This window comes from Halobacillus salinarum (assembly GCF_022919095.1).
Taxonomy (GTDB): Bacteria; Bacillota; Bacilli; order Bacillales; family Halobacillaceae; genus Halobacillus_B; species Halobacillus_B salinarum.
The window spans coordinates 3,704,261-3,724,228 of the sequence record NZ_CP095073.1 but is presented as its reverse complement, the minus strand read 5'-3'; the positions used below and the strand labels follow the sequence as shown (position 1 = coordinate 3,724,228).

The 19,968-nt window shown below is 41.1% G+C and carries 19 protein-coding genes and 1 pseudogene; 13 read left to right on the top strand and 7 right to left on the bottom strand.

What is annotated here, in order from left to right:
• Positions 1-7: 7 nt before the first annotated feature.
• Both MUN89_RS19305 and MUN89_RS19300 read right to left on the bottom strand, forming a co-directional pair.
• The gene (locus MUN89_RS19305; RefSeq protein ID WP_244709589.1) at positions 8-310 is read right to left on the bottom strand and encodes a MerR family transcriptional regulator; all 303 of its coding nucleotides are present in this window, start codon (positions 308-310) and stop codon (positions 8-10) included.
• A gap of 52 nt (positions 311-362) precedes the next feature.
• Positions 363-545: a Fur-regulated basic protein FbpA gene (locus tag MUN89_RS19300; protein WP_244709588.1), complete on the bottom strand. Its 183-nt coding sequence runs from the start codon at positions 543-545 to the stop codon at positions 363-365.
• Positions 546-872: 327 nt separating this feature from the next.
• Between MUN89_RS19300 and MUN89_RS19295 the strand changes: the two genes are divergently transcribed.
• The 3 genes from MUN89_RS19295 to gndA all read left to right on the top strand — a co-directional run bounded on the left by MUN89_RS19295 (position 873) and on the right by gndA (position 5,068).
• The gene (locus tag MUN89_RS19295) at positions 873-1,934 is read left to right on the top strand and encodes an AI-2E family transporter (RefSeq protein ID WP_244709586.1); all 1,062 of its coding nucleotides are present in this window, start codon (positions 873-875) and stop codon (positions 1,932-1,934) included.
• A 257-nt stretch (positions 1,935-2,191) separates the two neighbouring features.
• Positions 2,192-3,646, top strand: coding sequence for a glucose-6-phosphate dehydrogenase (gene zwf, locus MUN89_RS19290; RefSeq protein WP_244709584.1), 1,455 nt, complete (start codon positions 2,192-2,194; stop codon positions 3,644-3,646).
• Positions 3,647-3,679: 33 nt separating this feature from the next.
• Positions 3,680-5,068 carry an NADP-dependent phosphogluconate dehydrogenase gene (gndA, locus tag MUN89_RS19285; RefSeq protein ID WP_244709582.1) on the top strand — a complete coding sequence of 463 codons (1,389 nt, stop codon included), beginning with the start codon at positions 3,680-3,682 and terminating at the stop codon, positions 5,066-5,068.
• Between the two features lie 47 nt (positions 5,069-5,115).
• Here gndA and MUN89_RS19280 read toward each other — a convergent pair.
• The 4 genes and pseudogenes from MUN89_RS19280 to dhaK all read right to left on the bottom strand — a co-directional run.
• Positions 5,116-5,241, bottom strand: a pseudogene (locus MUN89_RS19280) (cyclase family protein); the annotation flags it as partial.
• Positions 5,242-5,354: 113 nt separating this feature from the next.
• Positions 5,355-5,753: a dihydroxyacetone kinase phosphoryl donor subunit DhaM gene (gene dhaM, locus MUN89_RS19275; protein WP_244709580.1), complete on the bottom strand. Its 399-nt coding sequence runs from the start codon at positions 5,751-5,753 to the stop codon at positions 5,355-5,357.
• Between the two features lie 2 nt (positions 5,754-5,755).
• Positions 5,756-6,367 (bottom strand): dihydroxyacetone kinase subunit DhaL, encoded by a 612-nt coding sequence (gene dhaL / locus MUN89_RS19270; protein ID WP_244709579.1) that lies wholly within the window; start codon positions 6,365-6,367, stop codon positions 5,756-5,758.
• Positions 6,368-6,385: 18 nt separating this feature from the next.
• Positions 6,386-7,378, bottom strand: coding sequence for a dihydroxyacetone kinase subunit DhaK (gene dhaK, locus MUN89_RS19265; protein WP_244709577.1), 993 nt, complete (start codon positions 7,376-7,378; stop codon positions 6,386-6,388).
• Positions 7,379-7,557: 179 nt separating this feature from the next.
• On the opposite strand from dhaK, the gene MUN89_RS21855 reads away from it, so the two are divergent.
• Positions 7,558-7,689, top strand: a complete 132-nt coding sequence (locus MUN89_RS21855; RefSeq protein WP_256464001.1) for a hypothetical protein — start codon at positions 7,558-7,560, stop codon at positions 7,687-7,689.
• Positions 7,690-7,773: 84 nt separating this feature from the next.
• Here MUN89_RS21855 and MUN89_RS19260 read toward each other — a convergent pair whose 3' ends face one another.
• Positions 7,774-9,288, bottom strand: coding sequence for a glycine betaine uptake BCCT transporter (locus MUN89_RS19260; RefSeq protein WP_244709575.1), 1,515 nt, complete (start codon positions 9,286-9,288; stop codon positions 7,774-7,776).
• 463 nt (positions 9,289-9,751) lie between these two features.
• Between MUN89_RS19260 and MUN89_RS19255 the strand changes: the two genes are divergently transcribed.
• The 9 genes from MUN89_RS19255 to MUN89_RS19215 all read left to right on the top strand — a co-directional run bounded on the left by MUN89_RS19255 (position 9,752) and on the right by MUN89_RS19215 (position 19,875).
• Positions 9,752-11,083, top strand: a complete 1,332-nt coding sequence (locus tag MUN89_RS19255; protein ID WP_244709573.1) for a multi antimicrobial extrusion protein MatE — start codon at positions 9,752-9,754, stop codon at positions 11,081-11,083.
• 63 nt (positions 11,084-11,146) lie between these two features.
• Entirely contained in the window at positions 11,147-12,862 is a 1,716-nt protein-coding gene (locus MUN89_RS19250; protein WP_244709571.1) for a cache domain-containing sensor histidine kinase, read from the top strand.
• Positions 12,863-12,868: 6 nt separating this feature from the next.
• Positions 12,869-13,021: a response regulator gene (locus MUN89_RS19245; protein WP_244709569.1), complete on the top strand. Its 153-nt coding sequence runs from the start codon at positions 12,869-12,871 to the stop codon at positions 13,019-13,021.
• A gap of 17 nt (positions 13,022-13,038) precedes the next feature.
• Complete coding sequence (locus MUN89_RS19240; RefSeq protein WP_244709567.1) at positions 13,039-14,430, top strand: response regulator transcription factor; 1,392 nt, start codon at positions 13,039-13,041, stop codon at positions 14,428-14,430.
• 172 nt (positions 14,431-14,602) lie between these two features.
• A complete protein-coding gene (locus tag MUN89_RS19235) occupies positions 14,603-15,913 on the top strand; it encodes an ABC transporter substrate-binding protein (RefSeq protein ID WP_244709566.1) in 1,311 nt (436 codons plus the stop codon).
• Between the two features lie 110 nt (positions 15,914-16,023).
• Positions 16,024-17,010 (top strand): carbohydrate ABC transporter permease, encoded by a 987-nt coding sequence (locus MUN89_RS19230; RefSeq protein WP_244709564.1) that lies wholly within the window; start codon positions 16,024-16,026, stop codon positions 17,008-17,010.
• Between the two features lie 17 nt (positions 17,011-17,027).
• On the top strand, positions 17,028-17,867 hold the full coding sequence (locus MUN89_RS19225) for a carbohydrate ABC transporter permease (protein ID WP_244709562.1): 840 nt from the start codon (positions 17,028-17,030) through the stop codon (positions 17,865-17,867).
• Positions 17,868-17,919: 52 nt separating this feature from the next.
• Complete coding sequence (locus tag MUN89_RS19220) at positions 17,920-19,209, top strand: Gfo/Idh/MocA family protein (protein WP_244709560.1); 1,290 nt, start codon at positions 17,920-17,922, stop codon at positions 19,207-19,209.
• 30 nt (positions 19,210-19,239) lie between these two features.
• Positions 19,240-19,875, top strand: coding sequence for a YesL family protein (locus MUN89_RS19215; RefSeq protein WP_244709558.1), 636 nt, complete (start codon positions 19,240-19,242; stop codon positions 19,873-19,875).
• Positions 19,876-19,968 lie beyond the last annotated feature (93 nt).

The following is a 19,968-nucleotide window of genomic DNA, read 5'->3' as shown; positions in this document are numbered from 1 at the left end:
TTACCGTTTATTTGTTAAGCCTGAAATGAGCATTTAACTGACCGCGGAGCATCTGTTCTATCATATGGTCCTTGTTGTCGTTCGCCATATCCCTCTTTATCTCATAAGTTTGGACGCCTTCTTCCCGTTTATCAGCTATCTTCATTAGTGTCTCTATATCAGCAAAGGAATATTTTCGAGTCCCTCTTTTTGTTCTTTCCGGAAAAATTAATTCTCGTTCCTCATAATAACGGATCTGCCTGACAGATAATCCGGTTAATTCGTTTACGGTGCCTATAGAAATCACTTTTTTATCCTTATAAGAAGACATAAGCTTACCTCCCTGAAATTTGAAGCGGTCCGTCAGTTTATTGTTATAAAAACTAACATGTATCGCAGGTGGATGATCGGCTTCGGTCCATATTTTTCACTAAAATTTCCAGCTCTGTCAGTGTCATTGATTGTGCGGATTCATCCGATTCGTGGAGGACGCCGCCTGCCACCAGTCTGTTAATGTAATGCTGCTTCATCTTTTCGACAGAAAACCGTAAATAATTCATTTTCATTCTTACACCTCTTTTTACGAGTAATTTACAAAAGCAGGGCAGCAAAGAAAACATCTTTTGAAAGCAATTATGTTAAAGTAAAGCTTGGATAATCAGGATTATCATCTTGATTATCTATATGATAATGCAGGAGCGCATCAATGTCACTTGATATGTTAGATTTTCTTACATTTAAAATCTGCGAATGCTCCATTAATGTAAGGAAATCTTACATGTGCGCTTGAATCCGGTTCCAGCTAAAGAAATAACGTCAACATTAGATAAATCAATGAAAAATAGGGTAAGGACTATAGAAAGTCGTGAAGGTTGAGAAGGGGGAAAGAAGATATGTGGATGAAACACTCTTTTTTTAAATACATAACAGGTCTAATTCTTATCCTAATTTGCATTTATTTCCTGGAGAAGCTTCATTTCTTTAATCCAATACAGACCATTGTTAACACGCTGTTTTTTCCAATCATTATCGCAGGTTTTCTATTCTACATTCTCCGTCCGGTTGTAAGGGTACTGTCCAGTCAGAAATACATTCCTCCTGCTGTGGCTATTCTGCTCGTGTTTGCTGCCATTATCGGGGCAGGTTATCTCGGGTTTAATCTTCTCGCTGATACGATTGAACAGCAGGCTTATAAATTATCCAAGATTCCGGATCAGATTAAGTCCACCGCTGAACAGACAAAAGAACAAATTGAACGTAATGATATGGGGATTATTTCGAGTGATGCTTTGATCGGGAAAGCTACAAAAGTGTTTAGTGAGATCACGAATATGATTGAGAATAATTTAGCTGATATTCTCTCGGCGTTAACGGGAATGACTACCGTTATCATCATTGTACCTTTCGTGCTTTTTTATTTTTTGAAGGATGGTCACCGCTTAATCCCCTTTTTAGTAAAGGTGATTCCTCAAAAGCACAAAGGGGAAGGGAGAAAAATTTTAACAAAGATAGACGAAACGCTCTCCGCTTACATTATCGGCCAAATAACAATCGCAGTAGTAGACGGGATACTCGTATATGTCGGTTACCTTATCATTGGGTTGGACTATGCTTTGCTGCTGGCGATTTTTGTAGTCATAACAGCTGTTATTCCTTTTTTCGGGCCGATAATAGGCACGATACCTTCATTAGTGGCCGGCTTAATGCAGGATCCTATGATGGGGCTGTATGTGGTTCTCATCATGGTGATTGTTCAGCAAATTGAAGGAAGTCTGGTAGCTCCGGTCGTACTTGGGAACAAGCTTAAAGTTCATCCTTTGACGATAATTTTCCTGTTGATTGTGGCGGGGGCTTTGAAAGGCTTTATTGGCATGGTCATTGCCGTTCCTTTATACTCAGTACTAAAAGTGATCGTCGTTAATCTGTATCAATTTTATAAGCTCAGAACGCTTTAAAGGATACTTGCGATCACTCCTTTAGTGATTTAAACTAGTGCATTTATGCAGCATTAGCTGAAGCTGACCGTTCTATGAAAAATATGATCATGTTGTAAATGGTGGAGACACTAATGGTGAGCCCGTTGAACGGCAGGCATTTTACTTTTGATTTGCAGTTATTTATTTTACTATGGTTTAAGCAGTCAATATCGCTGATCGAATTGACAGAGAAGTAATTGAGACAACCAAGATGAAGGAATATGGAGGAAATTACATTGGACTCTATGACATTTGTATTGTTCGGGGCAACAGGGGATTTGGCAAAAAGGAAAATTTATCCTGCCTTGTTCAATTTATATATGGATCAATCATTACCAGCGGCCATGTCCATTATCGGTCTTGGGAGAAGAGAGTGGAATAATGAGCGGCTTCAATCTCATGTGAGAGAAGCGGTAACGGCCCATTGCAAGCGAGAAATAGATGAAGAAAAATTACAAAGCTTTCTTGAGGCGCTTCGGTATTGCCGATTGAACATTACGAACCTGGAAGATTTTGGCCGCTTGCATGATTTGATTAAGCAGCGGGAAGAGGAACTAAAGCTGCCCGAAAATCGTTTATTTTACTTATCTGTAGCCCCTAAGTTTTTCGAAGGTATTGCAGCAAATATTAAAGAGAGCGGTTTAAGCAGTACAAAAGGATGGAGAAGGTTAATCATTGAAAAACCATTTGGGAATGATTTAGAAACTGCTCGGCAGCTGAACAGAAAGCTGAGCCGTTCTTTTAATGAAGAAGAAATTTTCAGGATTGACCATTATCTCGGAAAACCGATGATACAGAATCTTGAAACGCTTGAATTTGCGAATCCTGTTCTTCAGTCACTATGGAATAACCAATATGTTTCCAATGTGCAGATTACTGCAAGTGAAACGGTTGGAGTTGAAAAACGAGCTGGCTATTATGAACATGCCGGGGCCGTGCGGGACATGCTGCAAAATCATATGCTGCAAATGCTGATGATGACTGCGATGCATGTACCTCAGAAAATCAGTCCTAAGGATATCCGTGAAGTAAAAAGAAAAGTAATGGATGCTTTAGTGCCTTTAAATGCTTCCACTCTAAAGAAACAAGTAGTCAGAGGTCAGTATACCCGAGGTGAAGTGGACGGCGAGCTTGTCGCAGGCTATACGGAAGAAGATGGAGTCAGCAGCACTTCCAAAACAGATACCTTTGTAGCGGCTAAACTGCTCATTGATAATGATTTCTGGAGAGGCGTTCCTTTTTATTTACGGACAGGCAAACGTTTGGAACAAAAGTCTACTCGAATTGTCATTGAATTTAAAAACCCTTTGAAAGATCTATATAACAACGAAGAGGAGTCTACATCTCCTAATTTGTTAACCATTGAAATTAATCCGAATGAGAGTATTACTCTTCAACTGAACAGTAAAAGTTTAACGAGAGATGGTAAAATTGAGCCTGTCCATATCAACTTCTCAGCTAAGGATAAACACCTTCCGGAAGCTTACGAGCTTTTGATTTTTGATGCATTAAAAGGCGACCCGACCTTTTTTGCTCATTGGAATGAAGTTGAATTGTCCTGGAAATGGATCCAGCCTATATTGGAAGCCTTCGAAAATGACTTAATTCCTTTAGAATACTATGAAGCAGGAACTATGGGGCCAAAGGCTGCCGATCAATTGGTCAACGATGATGGGTTTAATTGGTGGTAAAGAATTGAATTTGGAAATAAAGGAGAAAGACTTATGAAGATTGGATTAATCGGCTTAGGAAACATGGGGTATAATTTAGGGCAGAACTTAATGAATAACGGAAATGAAGTATTCGCTTACGATGTTAACGCTGAGTTTGTGAAACGTATCGGAGAAAAGGGAGCTCAAGAAGTATACAGTTTGAAGGAACTGGCTTTATCTTTGGAATCTCCGAGAGTGATCTGGCTGATGGTTCCTCATACGGTTGTGGATGATCTAATTGAGGAGCTTGTTCCTCTATTAAACAAAGGCGATGTACTCATTGACGGTGGAAATACCTTTTATGAACATACCGTTCAAAGAAATAAAAATTTAGAAAACAGAGGCATTCATTTTATTGGCACCGGAGTTTCAGGAGGGGAAGAAGGAGCCTTAAAAGGTCCGTCTCTTATGCCTGGAGGGCAGAAAGAAGCTTATGAAATCGTCCGCCCAATTTTTGAATCCATAGCTGCGAAGGTAGACAATATTCCATGTACGACCTACATCGGCTCGGACGGAGCAGGGCATTATGTGAAAATGGTTCATAATGGAATTGAATATGGGGACATGCAGTTAATTTGTGAAGCCTACTATATTTTAAAGTATGTAGGGGGCCTGTCTCCTGAAGAACTCCATGAAGTGTTTACTGAATGGAACAAAGGAGAACTTGACAGCTATTTAATAGAAATTACGGCAAACATCTTTACTAAAGTAGACGATAAAACAGGAAAACCGCTTATTGATGTTATCCTTGATACTGCCGGCCAAAAAGGTACAGGGAAGTGGACCAGTGTCAATGCTCTTGAGCTGGGAGTTCCTCTGCCGATAATTACGGAGTCCGTTTTTGCACGGTTTATTTCTGCTATGAAGGAGGAGCGGGTAAAAGCAAGCAGGATTTTAAATGGTCCTGATATCCCTGATTTTACTGGCAATAAAGAGGACTTAATTGAATCCGTTCGTCAAGCTCTTTATTTAAGCAAAGTCTGTTCTTACGCTCAAGGATTTGCGCAGATGCGTGCAGCTTCTGAAGAATATCAATGGGAACTTGAATATGGAAAAATCGCGATGATCTTTCGAGGAGGCTGTATTATTAGAGCACAGTTTCTCCAGAAAATTAAAGACGCTTACGATCTGGATCCTCAATTAAGCAATCTTTTATTGGATCCGCATTTTAAAGAAATTACAGATCGTTATCAGTCGGCTCTTAGGGAAGTTCTCTCCATGGCGATCAAGAATGGCATTCCGGTTCCGGCACTGTCCAGTGCACTTGCGTATTTTGACAGTTATCGTTCGGAAAGGCTGCCTGCCAATTTACTGCAGGCTCAGCGTGATTACTTTGGGGGTCATACGTACCAACGAATTGATGAAGAAGGTTCGTTCCATACGAATTGGCTCGACAATTAAGATTTTAATAAAGACCACCAGTCATCAAAAAGCTGGTGGTCTTATTATTATTCTTCACCAAATAATAGGACTCGGGCAGGTGCGGCTTCAGGCTTGAGCGGTGCAGCTGCCATCTGGTATCGTCCGGGTGAAATGTCTTTTAAACGCAGTCCTTCAATCACGATAATACCGGCATTCCTTCATATACGGGTGCAGTAACATCAAACATCTTCATAGTATAAACTCCCTTATTCATTGAATTCTTTCATGGCCGGAAGGACTGGATGATTCCTGCTGGGTGGTTTTCTCAGTTGATTTTGTTCGTATTTTTAGCTTTTTCTGCAGCTTTGACAACCTCGAGGACTTCTTTGCCAAATCCAGCTTCCATTACAGCACTGTAAGCACCTTCAATTAAAGGAGCGTCGGCAATCTTTACTTGGTTCTGAACCTCCTCATCCAGCATATCAATGGCCATTTCGGCGTTCATTACTGAACTACCAAAATCGACGAGCACAGCAACACCTTTCCCTTTGTTTGCTTGTTCAATGGCCTGCTGGATTTTTATAGCACTTGTCCCCATTTCTTTTTCATCTGTGCCGCCAGCATCAATGACGGTGACTTCGGGCTGCGCTTCAGAAAGCATGGTTTTTAACCCTTTAGAAATATCGGGACTGTGTGAAACGATAACTAAACCGACCATTTCCATTACTATTGTTCCTCCTTTAATACTGTGACTAAGGAGCTTAGAATATAATAAGCGGATTGAGCCCCTGCATCCTGTTTTCCAACCGATTTTTCTTTATAATAAGCTGCCCGCCCTTTTTTAGCTTCAAACCCTTGTACTTCCTCAAGGGAAGCTTCAGCTTTTTCCCTCAGGTTGTCCAAATTGGAGACGTTTTCAGTTTCTAAAAATTCGGTGACGGGCTCAAAGACATCGATCATTGTTTTTTCACCAGCTTCTGCTTTACCGCGTTTTTTCATACTGTCAACGGCGCTGCGAAATCCTTCTGTAAGCTGTTTCAGGTCGGGATTCTCTTCACCGGCCAAATGTGCCCCCAGTTTCATAAAAAAAGTCCCGTATAAGGGTCCCGAAGCACCGCCTATTTTTGAGAGTAGTGAGGTGCCGGCGCCTTTAAGCACTTTTCCTACATCGCTGGTATCCTGATCAAGCTGTTCGACGGCAGCCTGGAAGCCCCGCCCCATATTCAGGCCATGGTCACCATCCCCAAGGGTCTGATCTAATTGAGTTAACTGTTCTTTGTTTGCTTCGATCTGCCTGGCTGATTCATGAATCCATTTTCTTGCGGTTTCTGCCTTCATAATCAGTGACCTCCTCTGCTAAATAGTGAAAGCAATGGTCTTGCTTGGTGCTTGCAATTGTGTTTTAAGCTCGTTGTCCAATTTTAGAATTGTAATGGAAGCCCCGGCCATTTCAAGGGCGGTCATAAAATTACCAACTTTAGTATCTGCGACCGTTATTCCTTTGTTTGTCAGCAAATCATGCAGATGATTGTTTAGAATATACAGCTCCATCAGCGGAGTAGCTCCCATACCGTTAACCATTAACGCTACTTCATCTCCCTGCTTTAACTCAAGTTCAGGCATTACTTCGTCAAGCAGTTTTTCGCTGAGCTGATCAGCGGAGGGCAGGTCCGTTTTTTCCATGCCTGGCTCGCCGTGAATTCCAATCCCGACTTCTATTTCATTGTCACCAAGCTCAAATCCTGGATTACCTGAACCGGGCACTTCTGCGGGATATAATGCAGCACCAATTGATCGTGTATGCTGGATTACCCTGGCAGCTAATTCTTTTACTTCTGATAGGGAAGCTCCTGAAGCAGCGGCAGCACCGGCAATTTTGTGCACAAAAATTGTTCCTGCCACACCGCGTCTTCCTGTCGTATGCGTGCTGTCTTCCACCGCCACGTCGTCATTTACCGTTACATATTCCACGTTGATGCCTTCGTCTTCAGCCATTTCTGCAGCCATTTCAAAGTTCATGACGTCGCCTGTATAATTTTTTATGACAAGCAGAACACCTTTCCCTTGATCAACTGCCTTAATCGCTTCAAACACTTGATCAGGAGTAGGGGAAGTAAAAACTTCACCGCTGACAGCAGCATCGAGCATTCCTTCTCCTATGTAACCTGCATGGGCGGGTTCATGTCCGCTACCGCCGCCGCTTACAATTCCAACTTTATCAGGGGAAAGTTCTTTTCTGACGAGAACAGTCGTATCCTCTAACCTTTTTAATTGGTCCGGGTAAGCTTTTACGAGTCCGTCAAGCATTTGATCAACCATTTGATTTGGTTCGTTCATTATTTTTTTCATAAGTATCCCTCCTTAGATAATGTTCTTATACCCTTTCTATCCAATAAATAAAATGATTCAAGCATGGAAATTGTTCCATGTTATATTATTAGGCGATGCGCACACAATATAAAGGCTTCTGACTATATGTATAGAGGAGTGTATTTTGCGTGAAAAAAAGAAATGTTCAGTGGTTGCCAATGATCGCTTCTATAGGTATTGGAGCAGCAACTTACAGCATGATGACCGGCCAATCAGGTCAATTGCAAAATGTCATGCCCGGGGTTGCTTCGATGCTCAGTGCCGGACAAAAAAACCGCCAGCATCGATAAATGAAAAAAGCTGCCGAAACGTTCGGCAGCTTTTCTGCTCTAGTAAGTGTCCCTGGAGCTTAAATAGATAGTTGCTGATGAATTTTAAGCTGTTTTACTTCCTTCTTTTGATTGTTGCAATTCAAGTTCTGCTTTATCCTGTCGCAGAGTTTTGTAGAGTGAGTAAACCATGAGCAGCATAATAAAGGAAAAGGGCAGTGCTGCTGAAATTAACGCGTTTTGCAAAGCTTGCAATCCCCCTGTGTAAAGAAGCACTGCTGCTATGGCAGATTGAGCCACTCCCCATACAAATTTGACGGTTTTCGGTGGATTAAGTGATCCATTAGTGGTCTGCATCCCTAAAACAAAGGTGGCAGAATCCGCGGAAGTGATGAAAAAGGTACCGATTAACATCATGGCAATAATCGACATTACTACACTTAACGGGAAGTGATCAAAAACAGCAAAAAGTGCTTGTTCATCAGGCAGGCTTGCTATATCTGCGCCGCCTTTTTGCGTTTGAATTCCTGTTGCTCCAAAAGCGCTCATCCATAAAAAGCTGACAACCGAAGGTACTAAAAGAACTCCGGATAAGAATTCACGAATGGTTCTTCCTTTTGAAACGCGGGCAATGAAGATGCCGACAAATGGGGACCAGGCTATCCACCATGCCCAGAAAAAGACTGTCCAGTTCAAAACCCATTTGTGTTCATCTTCATTATTCGGCGCTATCCGCATGCTTTCGCTTGCCAGGCTTGACACGTAGGATCCAAGCGTGTCTGCGAAGGTGTTAAATATATAGAGAGTAGGGCCGATGATCAGCATAATTGCGAAAAGAATGGTTGCAAGGATCATGTTGGCGTTACTCAAATATTTAATTCCTTTGCTTAGACCAGTGTAAGCCGAAAACATAAACAGAATCGTTACAACGACAATGATCACTAATTGGAGCCAGAATTGCTTTTCAATATCCAGAAGAAAAGTGAAGCCACCGTTAATCTGGGCGGCTCCGAACCCAAGAGTGGTCGCGACACCAACAATTGTGGCAAACACAGCAATGACGTCTATGGCTGTACCCCATGGTCCTTTCATTTTATCTCCGAAAATCGGTTCAAGGGTCGCACTAATCAGTCCTGGTTTATTATGCCTGAACTTAAAATAAGCGAGCACGAGAGCTACGATTGCATAAATGGCCCAGGCATGAATACCGTAGTGGAAGAAGGTAATCCTCATAGAGTCTCTGATCGCTTCCGTTGTTCCGGGTTCTGCCGTTGGAGGAGTCTTTACATAGTGGGAAATAGGAGAAGCTGCCCCGTAAAAAACCAGGCCGATTCCCATACCTGCGCTGAACAACATCGCAAACCAGGTGGAATAGCTGTAATCGGGCTTATCTTTGGGTTTGCCTAGTTTAATCTTTCCATAAGGGCTGAAGATTAAATAGACGCAGAAGATAACAAAGAGGGTCACAATCATTAAATAATACCATCCGAAATGAGTGGATATAAAGTTCATCACATTTCCGGAAATGGTTTCGAAATTCTTAGGGGCAAAAATTCCCCAGAAGGAAGCAGCTAATGTAATGGCTAAGGTGATCCAAAAGACTGAAGTTACTCTTTTCATGGTTGTCTCCTTTCTGAAAAGTCCTGTTTGCTAACTTGTAGTATGATTATCCTATACCCATAGTATGGAAACATAAACAATATTCAACGCGTTTTGACAGATTTTGAGGTAGTGAAAGAAGAAACCGTTGATGAATGATCATAGCTCCCTTTTTAAGGAGAAAAGTCAATGACAACAGATGTTTCTCTAACCATCTTCTATTGGCAGAACGGTTAAGAATGATTGACAAAAAATCGCCAGCAATGAATGAACAGCAGACGGAAACCTTTCTATCATGTCTCATTTTATTCTGGGGTTCATTCAAGAAAGGGGTACATATTTTTAAACTGCGAAGCAGCTGGCAAGTCACATATGTAATTTGTTTTTTTGAAACCGTATAGAGGGCTGATTTATTGACAAATAGGAGGAAACGTAATAATCTCAATAACAACGTTGTTATCAAAAAACGAAAGAAGGATGCCGGTTGACTGGGGACACAAACCGTTTGACTTACCGACACTTGGCGGGATTTTTCATTCCTTTAGGAATTTCCGGAAGTTTAACTTCCATCACCCACGTAATTATTAACGGGACTCTAAGCAGAGGGGATAATGCAACTTTTATCATCGCTTGTTATGCAGTTGCTTTTGCGTTATTTGGAATTATTGAACGGCCCATTATTGTTTTCCGACAGACAAGTTCTGCATTAGTCCATGATCAATCTTCCTTTAGGATGCTTTCTAGATTTATGATGTATGCTTTGGGAATAATTGTCGCAGTCAGTCTTATCATGATTTATACCTCTGCAGGCAGCTGGGTGTATATCCGTTTGTTTCAGGCGGATCAAAGTATGGTTGAGACGATCTCCAATACGTTTAAAATTATTGTGTTTGTAATCATTCTTTCTGGAATAAGAGGGATTTACCAAGGTGTGATCATCAACCGTTTTGCGACAAAGTGGATCTCCATTATGGTTGTTATCCGGCTGGCAGTAATGTTTCTGGCTGCCTATTTGTTCGTCACCTTTCAGTATATAACGAGTGCAACCGGTGCGATTTTATTCCTTACAGGGATGTTTGTGGAGTGTTTAATGAGTATTTGGAAAGGCCATGCCCTACTTAAGCCTGCTTCCTCATCAAATAAACACCATGCTTTAAAAAAACGGGAAATTTTTAATTTCTACCTGCCGCTTGTCTTTTATTTTGTCGTCCAGACAGTGGTGGTACCAATTATCTATGTGTTCCTCGCGAAGACAGATAACATTGAAATGGGAATTGCTTCCTTTGCTCTAGCCTTCAGCATTACACAAATGCTCTTAAGCTTTTTTATGTACACTCATCAATTAGTGCTTCAGCTCTATCTTAATAACAAACAAAAAGTCGTAAAATTTATGATCATTTTGAGTATACTTCCTTCCATTTTACTGGCTGTTCTATGCTTTACTCCGGCAGGACTATGGTTTATGCAAACTGTTATGGGGGCAGATATGGAGCTTTCTGTGACGACTTTGGGAGTATTGAAGTTTTTTATGATCAAAACACTAGTGTTTCCCTGGGTGGACTTTCTAAATGGTTTTCTCATGCTCTATCGAAACACAGGGAAGATGATGGTGGCGCAGGTGGTGAATCTGGCCACAGTGATTGGAGTGCTCATGTATTTCGTTTTGTATCACCCTGAATGGAATGGAAAAAGCGGCTCCTTGGCCGCATCTGTTGGGGAACTTGCCGGCCTTATCCTTGTCGCTGTGATCGTAGTTAAAATGCTGGAAAATAAAAGAAGAGGAAAGGAAAAGCGTTACGCAGCAAGTGGTACATAAAAAAAGCCTCCTTCCGAATTTTGGCCTGTGATATAATGCTAGACAAATAGGGAGGGGAGAAGCTTGAGTGTACAACCATTTTATCGAAATTTTAAAATTAAAAATAAAATCTTTTCCATCTCTCTCCTGCTTTTATTGATTTTCTGCTTAATAGGAATGGTCACCTACCAGTATTTCACCACCCTCTATGAAAAACGCATTTACCAGGAATCCGCAGATATGCTTCAGCTGTCTTCTTCAGTTCTTGATGAGGAGCTGAATAAAGTAGAAAATTTATCTTTCCAAGTCAGCACGGATGTGCTCATTCAAACCTATTTACAAACCATAAATGAAAGTGAAGTCAGCTATGAACTTTATCAGACAAAAACAAGACTTCTTGGAAGGCTGCTCGACTTTGCTTCGACTAAGAAATATATTTCCTCTATGCAGGTGATCGATGCGAATGGAGAGAAATATACGACGGGCTATAATACCAGCGTGGAGAACGACCCTGGAAAGATTGGCTCGCTTCTGTTGAATACGAAAGGATCAAATGTGTGGACAAACATTGAGGGGGCAAATGCCATATCCTCTGCCCGATTGATCCGCAGAAAAGAGAATTTGGGTTTAGACAATTTAGGAAAACTGATCATTTCTATTGACATGGATGAATTTGTTAATAAAACATTAAACTTTTCACCTAATAAAAACTTTGTCATTACAAGTAAGGATGAAATTTTTTATCAACGAGATGAAGATAAGTGGAAGATTTCTGACTTTCAAATCAACAATAATGGAAACGGTTACATGGTGAAGGAAATCAATGGAAGCGACTATTTATTGACGTATACGCATTCCCGCTTTTCCGATTTGAATTATTATCACCTGCTTCCTTATGAAGATATCACCAAACAGACTAGAACTATAAAAAGGATTATGATTATCTGTTTTCTGTTTATGTTAACGTTGACTATTTGGCTGAGCCGGAGGGCTGCCCAAAATATCTCAAAGCCGCTGGAGGATTTATCAGCTGGGATGAAGCAAGTTGAAAATGGAAATTTCGAAGTTCCAACAACCTCGTATCATGATGATGAAGTAGGTCAGCTGCACCACAATTTCAGAGTGATGCTGAATAAAATCAATGAATTAATCAAAGAAAATTATACGAAGCAGCTCATGATTAAAGAGACCGAATATAAGGCCCTCCAGGCCCAGATTAATCCCCACTTTTTGTACAATACACTCGATTCCATCAACTGGCTTGCCAAAATCAATCAGCAGAAAAAAATATCGGTTATGGCTGAAAATCTGGGCAGCATGATGAGGAATATTATAAGCAAGAAGGAAGCTACGATTACAGTCCAAGAAGAAATGGAAATTGTGCGGAACTATATTACGATACAAAAGTACAGGTATGAGGACCGTCTTGATTTTACGTTAACGACTGATCCTGAATTTGATAGGGTTCAAATTCCAAAGCTTACGATCCAGCCTGTGGTGGAAAATGCCATACAGCATGGGCTGGAGGAAATGGTAACTGCCTGCAAAGTAGACGTGGAATTGAGACAGCAGGAAGAAGATTTGCTGATCATGGTTTCCGATAATGGACCAGGAATTGAGGAAGATAAGCTTGAAGGTATTTATCGGGGTGAGATTAAATCCAAAAGCTCTGGCATCGGATTAAAGAATATTAATGAGCGGATAAAAATGATGTTCGGGGAACGATATGGACTCACGATTGATAGTAAGTTCGGCCAAGGCACTACGGTCAATCTTTTAATTCCATTGGTAACGGAGTGAGGGTGTATGTACAAAGTCTTGTTAGTGGATGATGAAGTGAATATTTTAGAAGGTATTGCGGCTATTGTCGATTGGAATAGTTGTGAAACAGAGCTTGTGAAAAAGGCTTCTAATGGACAAATGGCCTATGAACTGATTAAGCAGAACCCCCCGATATAGTAGTTACGGATATCAAAATGCCAGGCTTAAACGGGGTGGAATTAATACAAAAGGTACATAAGGAATTTCCCCAAATGAAATTCATCGTTTTATCAGGCTACGACGAATTTGATTTTGCCAAGACTGTAATGGAATGTAATGTGAAGCATTATCTTCTAAAGCCAAGTAATGAGGAAAAAATTGAAGAGGCTTTAAAAAGTGTGGTTAATGAATTAAACGAACTTCAGGAAAGAGACGATTTTTTGGAAAACATGCAGCAGCGTCTCCAGCTGATCCTTCCAAAAGCAAAAGAGCAGTTTTTGAAAGATTATATTACAAATAAAAAGTACGGAGAGCAGGATTGGGCATACTTCAGCAGTCTGTTCGGCATGGATACGGAAAAAGAAGCCTTCCGCCTTGTGGTAATGGTGGTCGATGGTACACCGTCAGTCGATTATGAATGCCAGCTGGCATTAAAGGAAATGGCCGCAGAGGAAATTGGGCAAACCTATACCATTTCGATGGCCACAACGATTGGTGAACGAATTGTTCTGCTGACAGAAGACAGAGATGTTGAAGATTTAATGGAACATATAAAGAAAACAAAAGAGATTTTCCGTAATTTCTATCAGCAGGAATTCACTACTTCGATCAGTGATCCTGGAAGCATCAGTCAACTCAGAAAAATGTATAATGAAACGCTGCAGTGTTTAACGAAACGGTTTTACTTGGCTGAAGGCAGTATGATTATGGTCCAGGATTTAAAAACAGACGAGCAAGGGTTTGACGAGCTTCAATATGATCATGAGGATTTGATCCTGGCTGTCAGAAGTGGAAATCTGGAAGAAGTTCAGCAATATCTACGCCGCTTTTTCACCCAGATGGAACGAGAACAGCTTGCTGTTCCGTTAGTAAAATCTCATGGTTTGGAATTATTTATGACGATTACTAGACAAGCTGAAAAAGAAGATATGGATCATTTGTTCCAAGACATGATGCATTTTCATCAAAACCAATCCTTTCACGAGATGAAAGCTTTTATTGAAGATGCAGCTGCGAAAATTACTCAAGAGCATTATGAGAAAACGAAGCAATCTCAAAGCCATCTCATAGATCGAGTCACCGATTTTGTCGTTGAACATATCGATGATGAAAATCTCTCCCTTGCAAGAATTGCATCAGAAGTTCTATATATGAACCCTGATTATTTGGGGAAACTTTTTAAAAAACAAAAAGGGGAGCGCTTTTCAAACTTTCTTATTCAGCTGCGAATTAATAAAGCCATTGAGGTTATTGAACGATCGGATAGTGTGAAAGTGTTTGAAGTGGCCGAAACAGTCGGATTTGGAAATAATCCTCGCTACTTCGGCCAGGTGTTTAAGAAATATACGGGCATGACGCCTTCGGAATATAAAAATTTGAAAACTTAACGGGAGCTTATAGAGACGATCTCTATAAGCTGTTTTTATGACACAGACAGAGAAGTCGGTTTTTTTAACATAAATATCTGAAAATTTTATTTATTGAAAAAAGAATGAAGATTATTATAGAAACAGATCAACAGAAAGCGCTTTCAAAATACGAGGAAGGGACTTGATCTTTATGCATCATAAAAAATTATGGTTCAGCTTCGTTCTGACAATGGTATTAGCAGTAATCCTTTCCGCTTGTTCCAGCGGTTCTAAAGAAGCTTCGGGAGACAGTGGAGAAAGTGATGATGGAACGGTTACGTTAAGGATGACATGGTGGGGATCCCAAAGCAGGCACGATCAGACACAAGAAATTATTAAAAAGTTTGAAGAGGAAAATCCTGATATTAAGATCGATGCTGAGTTTACAGGCTGGGACGGCTATTTTGAAAAAATGGCAGCCCAGGCGGCCGGGAATAACCTTCCGGATATTATGCAGCAGAATTTTGGCGAATACTTAACGCAATATGCAGACAAAAATTTACTTACTGATCTTACTCCTTATGTAGAAGACGGAACGATCGACGTAGACGGAGTCAGTGATACGGTTATGAAGTCGGGAAAAAAGAATGGCAAACTACTCGGGATTCCTACAGGTACGAATGCATTGGCTGCCTTTTATAACAAGGATATGCTCGATAAGTCAGGAGTGACTATTCCTGAAAGTGGAGAATGGACTTGGGATGACTACATGCAAATCAGTGAAAAGGTTCATGCGAAAACAGGTAAATACGGGACACGTTTAATGGACCCAACCGTCGCGTTTGAATATTACTTACGAGAAAATGGCAAGAAGCTGTTTAATGAAGACGGATCTGCGCTTGGTTATGAAGATGATCAGCTAATGGTGGATTATTTCAACATGAACAAAGAATTGGTGGAAAAAGGTGCTGCTCCTGGATATGAAGTCATTCAGCAAATCAAAGGGGTGGAGGACGAACTGATCACCCGCGGCGAAGCAGCATTTGATCTTCGCTGGTCCAACCAGGCCACAGCACTGGACAGTGCTTCAAACGGAAAAAATATTCAAATGACTCTTATGCCAGGTGAAAACAATGACCAAGGCATGTATTTAAAACCGGCAATGCTGTGGTCAATTAGTAAAAATTCCAAACATAAAGATGAAGCTGCTAAATTCATTAATTTCTTCACAAATAATATTGAAGTGTATAAAATTGCAGGCTCCGACCGCGGCGTTCCAATTAAAGAAGAAATTCGTGAAGAAATGAAATCTGATTTAAGTGATACCGATAAAAAGGTCTATGAGTACATCGATAAAGTAACTAAACATAGTTCACCGATCGATTCGAACTACCCGCCTCAAGCATCTGAAATCATGGCTTCCCTCCAAAAGATAGATGAATTAGTCATGTATGAAGAGCTCACTCCAGAGCAAGGGGCAAAGCAATTCAGAGACGAATCGGAAAGAATACTTTCACGATAAACGAAGGTCACTGACAGATGGTCCTGAGATGTTCAGGGCCATTTTCTTTAAACGATTTTGTCCGGCTGCCTTTACGGGGATTTAAATTTTTATAGAAAGAGTTGAGGACGATGCTACCAGAAAAAGATGATTTGAATAAAGTCCAGCAAACACAGCCGCCGACCCGACATACTAAACAAAAAAAAGCTGGAGGTTCACCATCCGGTAAGCCTCTTAAAACCGGTAATAATAACGTGGCTGGTTATTTGTTTATCTCACCTTTCCTTATAGGATTTTTGGGACTGACGCTTTTTCCAATTCTATATTCCTTATATTTGTCGTTTACAGATTTTGATTTAATGGGCACGCCGCATTGGATCGGCTTGGATAATTACGTTCGGATGTTTACTAATGATCCCATGTACTGGAAAGCAATGAAGGTTACTTTTTTCTATGCAGGAATAGCGGTGCCATTCCGTCTCGTATTTGCCTTACTTGTTGCCCTTGCTTTAAACAAAGTAGTCGAAATGGTCGGTCTGTACAGAACGCTGTTGTATCTGCCTTCTGTTGTTGGCGGAAGTATCGCCGTATCTATTATGTGGCGGCAGTTATTTGGTAACGATGGAGCGGTGAATTCCATATTATCGATGCTTGGTTTCCCGACTCACTCGTGGCTTGGGGATCCCGATACGGCCATTTGGACGTTGATCCTGCTTTATGGATGGCAGTTTGGATCATCGATGCTGATTTTCCTTGCAGGACTCCGGAATATTCCGAAAACATATTATGAAGCGTCCAGTGTGGATGGTGCGGGTCCAATCCGACAGTTTTTTATCATTACTTTGCCTTTGCTGACACCTGTTATATTGTTTAATACCATCATGCAGGTAATTCAAGGATTTATGGCTTTTACACCGAGCTTTGTCGTAACGAACGGGGGTCCTGTAAACAGTACCTTGCTCTATGTGCTCTATATGTACCGCCGGGCGTTCGAGTACTTTGATATGGGTTATGCTTCAGCGATGGCCTGGGTGATGCTTGTGATCATTGCGATCTTCACAGCCCTGATCTTCAAAAGCTCCGAACATTGGGTTCATTATGAGTCAGACAGTAAATAGAGGAAGGAGAAGTCTCCATGAAAAATAATAAAACGAAAAAGACCATTCAGCACGTATTAATGGCCCTGTTTTCCATGATTATGATTTACCCTTTAGCCTGGATGGTCAGCAGTTCATTAAAGGAAAGCTCTCAGGTGTTTGTAGATGCTTATTCCCTTATACCCGAGGAACTGCATTTTGAAAATTACATCGTTGGCTGGCAAGGCTTCGCTGGGATCACATTTGGTAAATTCTTTATTAATTCAACAATTATCTCCGTCGTGGCGACTGTGGGGAGTATCGCATCCTCTACAATTATTGCTTACGGATTTGCGCGGATCAAATTTGCCGGGAAAAGAATTTGGTTCGTCTGTATGATGGCTACAATGATGCTGCCATTTGAGATGGTAATGATTCCGCAATATATCATGTTTAATAAATTTGGATGGATCGATACTTACCTTCCATTAATCCTCCCCACATTTTTTGGTATTCCATTTTTCATTTTTCTTATCATGCAATTCATCCGGACAATCCCGAGGGAATTGGATGAAGCAGCAAAAATCGACGGTTGTAATTCCTTTGATATCTTTATTCGAGTTATCGTACCCCTGGTAGTGCCGGCCATGATGACCTCCGCTATCTTCTCTTTTTATTGGAGATGGGACGATTTTATGGGACCACTGATCTATTTATCGACTCCAGAAAAGTATCCAGTTTCACTGGCGCTTAAATTGTTCTCTGACCCTAACTCGGTGACGAATTGGGGAGCGATGTTCGCCATGTCCACTTTAAGTATTCTGCCTATATTTATCATTTTCTTTATCTTCCAGCGCTATATAGTGGAAGGAATAAGCTCAAGTGGTATGAAGGCGTAACTTGACTACACGTCATAAGGGTTTCTATTTTTTAATAAAAGAGGTTGAAGTTATGAAAAAATATGCAATTTGCGGCGTAAGCAATCGGGCAATCGGAATGTTTATCCAGCCAATGGTTAAAAAATTTTCCGCTTCAAGCAGAGTTGTGGGGCTGCTGGATAGAGATTCGAAGCGGTTTACTGTGTGTAAGCAAGAGGTTCCGGAAGTGAAAGATGTGCCTGTGTATCAACATGATGAATTTGACCGCATGATAAAAGAGACGAAACCAGATGTTGTCATTGTGGCAAGTCGTGACGATACACATGTGAACTATATATTAGAAGCACTTGCTCATGACCTGGATGTGATTACAGAAAAACCAATGACTACGACAGCGGAAGACAGCAGGAGGGTGGTAGAAGCAGAAAAGAGGAGCAAAGGGAAGGTCACCGTTACTTTCAATTATCGATACAACCCTTATCATATGAAAATAAAAGAATTGATCCAATCCGGAAAGCTTGGCCGTATTACTTCAGTGGATTTGAATTGGTATATCGATACTTATCACGGCTCCAGTTATTTTCAACGCTGGAACCGCAAGCGGGAGTATTCAGGAGGATTATCCATCCATAAAAGCTCGCACCATTTTGATTTGATTCACTGGTGGCTGGATCAAAAGCCCGAAGAAGTGTTTTCATTCGGTGCCTTGAATTATTACGGACCGGAAAGTGAATATAATCCGCTAAAGGAAGACGGCCGCAACTGCAAAACGTGCCATGTAAAAGATGATTGTGCCTATTATAGAAGATGGAACACGCGAAGTGACCAACTCTTTGTCCAGGATGATCATATTGCTTCTGATGAGGCAAGAAAAGAGAGCTATACCAATTACAGACCTGATCAATGTATTTTTGATTCGGAAATCGAAATTGAAGATACGTACACCGCGACCGTAAAATATGACCGGGGAGCGCTATTGAGCTACTCTATTAATTTCTCTCTTCCTTATGAAGGGTACCGGTTAGCGATAAACGGAACGAAAGGAAGGTTGGAGACGAAAGAGTTTCACGCGCCTTCCAGGGTTCCATTCCCTGTTCCAGAGCAAACGATTGAATATTTCCCTTTGTTTGGCGCGAAGGAAACCATTCAAGTTCTCACCCAGCAGGGAGGACACGGAGGAGGAGATCCAGTTATACAGGAGGATTTGTTTATCGGAGAGGACCCGAAAAGAAGCTTTACAACACTATCAGGGAGCCAGGATGGCGCATATGCGGTAATGACGGGGGAAGCGGTCTGGCGCTCGGTAAAGGAAAAACGGGCTGTAACGATAGATGAACTGTTTACTGCACCTTCATTCACGTGATGAACGACTGGGGATAGGGAGGTTGTTAAAATGCAAATGGGAAGGTTGCTGACAGGTGTACTTGCTTTCTGCCATTGGGTGACTCATTTTGCTCTCTTAAATTTAATGTGGGCAGGATGTACGCTTCTGGGAGGAGTGATCTTTGGAATCGGACCGAGTACGGTTGCCATGTATAGTGTTACGAGAGAGGTTGTTACAGGAGATGAGGAGGTAAAACTCTTCAGCCATTTCTGGAAGACTTTCCGCCAAGAATTCTTCCGGGCCAATGGTCTTGCCGTAATTCTTATCTTTCTTGGACTGCTCTGCTATTTCGACTTGCAATTTTTTCGTCAGTTTGAAGGGGAAGTCTACCATCTGCTCTCTTATGTAATGGTTTTAGCTTCTCTATCCTTTATTATTATGCTTGTCTATCTGCTGCCTGTGTATGTTCACTTTCGATTAACTATCTTTCAATCTATTAAACAGGCGCTGTTCATAGGGTTTCTTCGCCCGGCAAATTTAGTGATTAGTGTAGTTACAGCTTTGACGACCTATTACTTCTTTATCTATTTCCCTGGGTTTATTCCGTTATTTGGTTTTACATTGTTTGCCCATTTGAACATGTGGCTATCCATGAAGTGTTTTACAGAGATTGAAGAAATGAAAATGGAACAAAAAGCAGCATAATGATAAAGTAATATTATGTCATTTGAACATGGTCCAATCAGGGAAACCTTAAAGGGCCATGTTTATTTCTTTTCATGGGAGAAGGGTTATTTT

Coding starts and splice junctions, on each gene's coding strand:
- MUN89_RS19305 (WP_244709589.1), bottom strand. CDS start 310: ATGTCTTCTTATAAGGATAAAAAAGTGATTTCTATAGGCACCGTAAAC.
- MUN89_RS19300 (WP_244709588.1), bottom strand. CDS start 545: ATGAAAATGAATTATTTACGGTTTTCTGTCGAAAAGATGAAGCAGCAT.
- MUN89_RS19295 (WP_244709586.1), top strand. CDS start 873: ATGTGGATGAAACACTCTTTTTTTAAATACATAACAGGTCTAATTCTT.
- gndA (WP_244709582.1), top strand. CDS start 3,680: ATGAAGATTGGATTAATCGGCTTAGGAAACATGGGGTATAATTTAGGG.
- dhaM (WP_244709580.1), bottom strand. CDS start 5,753: ATGGAAATGGTCGGTTTAGTTATCGTTTCACACAGTCCCGATATTTCT.
- dhaL (WP_244709579.1), bottom strand. CDS start 6,367: ATGAAGGCAGAAACCGCAAGAAAATGGATTCATGAATCAGCCAGGCAG.
- dhaK (WP_244709577.1), bottom strand. CDS start 7,378: ATGAAAAAAATAATGAACGAACCAAATCAAATGGTTGATCAAATGCTT.
- MUN89_RS21855 (WP_256464001.1), top strand. CDS start 7,558: ATGATCGCTTCTATAGGTATTGGAGCAGCAACTTACAGCATGATGACC.
- MUN89_RS19260 (WP_244709575.1), bottom strand. CDS start 9,288: ATGAAAAGAGTAACTTCAGTCTTTTGGATCACCTTAGCCATTACATTA.
- MUN89_RS19245 (WP_244709569.1), top strand. CDS start 12,869: ATGTACAAAGTCTTGTTAGTGGATGATGAAGTGAATATTTTAGAAGGT.
- MUN89_RS19240 (WP_244709567.1), top strand. CDS start 13,039: ATGCCAGGCTTAAACGGGGTGGAATTAATACAAAAGGTACATAAGGAA.
- MUN89_RS19235 (WP_244709566.1), top strand. CDS start 14,603: ATGCATCATAAAAAATTATGGTTCAGCTTCGTTCTGACAATGGTATTA.
- MUN89_RS19230 (WP_244709564.1), top strand. CDS start 16,024: ATGCTACCAGAAAAAGATGATTTGAATAAAGTCCAGCAAACACAGCCG.
- MUN89_RS19225 (WP_244709562.1), top strand. CDS start 17,028: ATGAAAAATAATAAAACGAAAAAGACCATTCAGCACGTATTAATGGCC.
- MUN89_RS19220 (WP_244709560.1), top strand. CDS start 17,920: ATGAAAAAATATGCAATTTGCGGCGTAAGCAATCGGGCAATCGGAATG.
- MUN89_RS19215 (WP_244709558.1), top strand. CDS start 19,240: ATGCAAATGGGAAGGTTGCTGACAGGTGTACTTGCTTTCTGCCATTGG.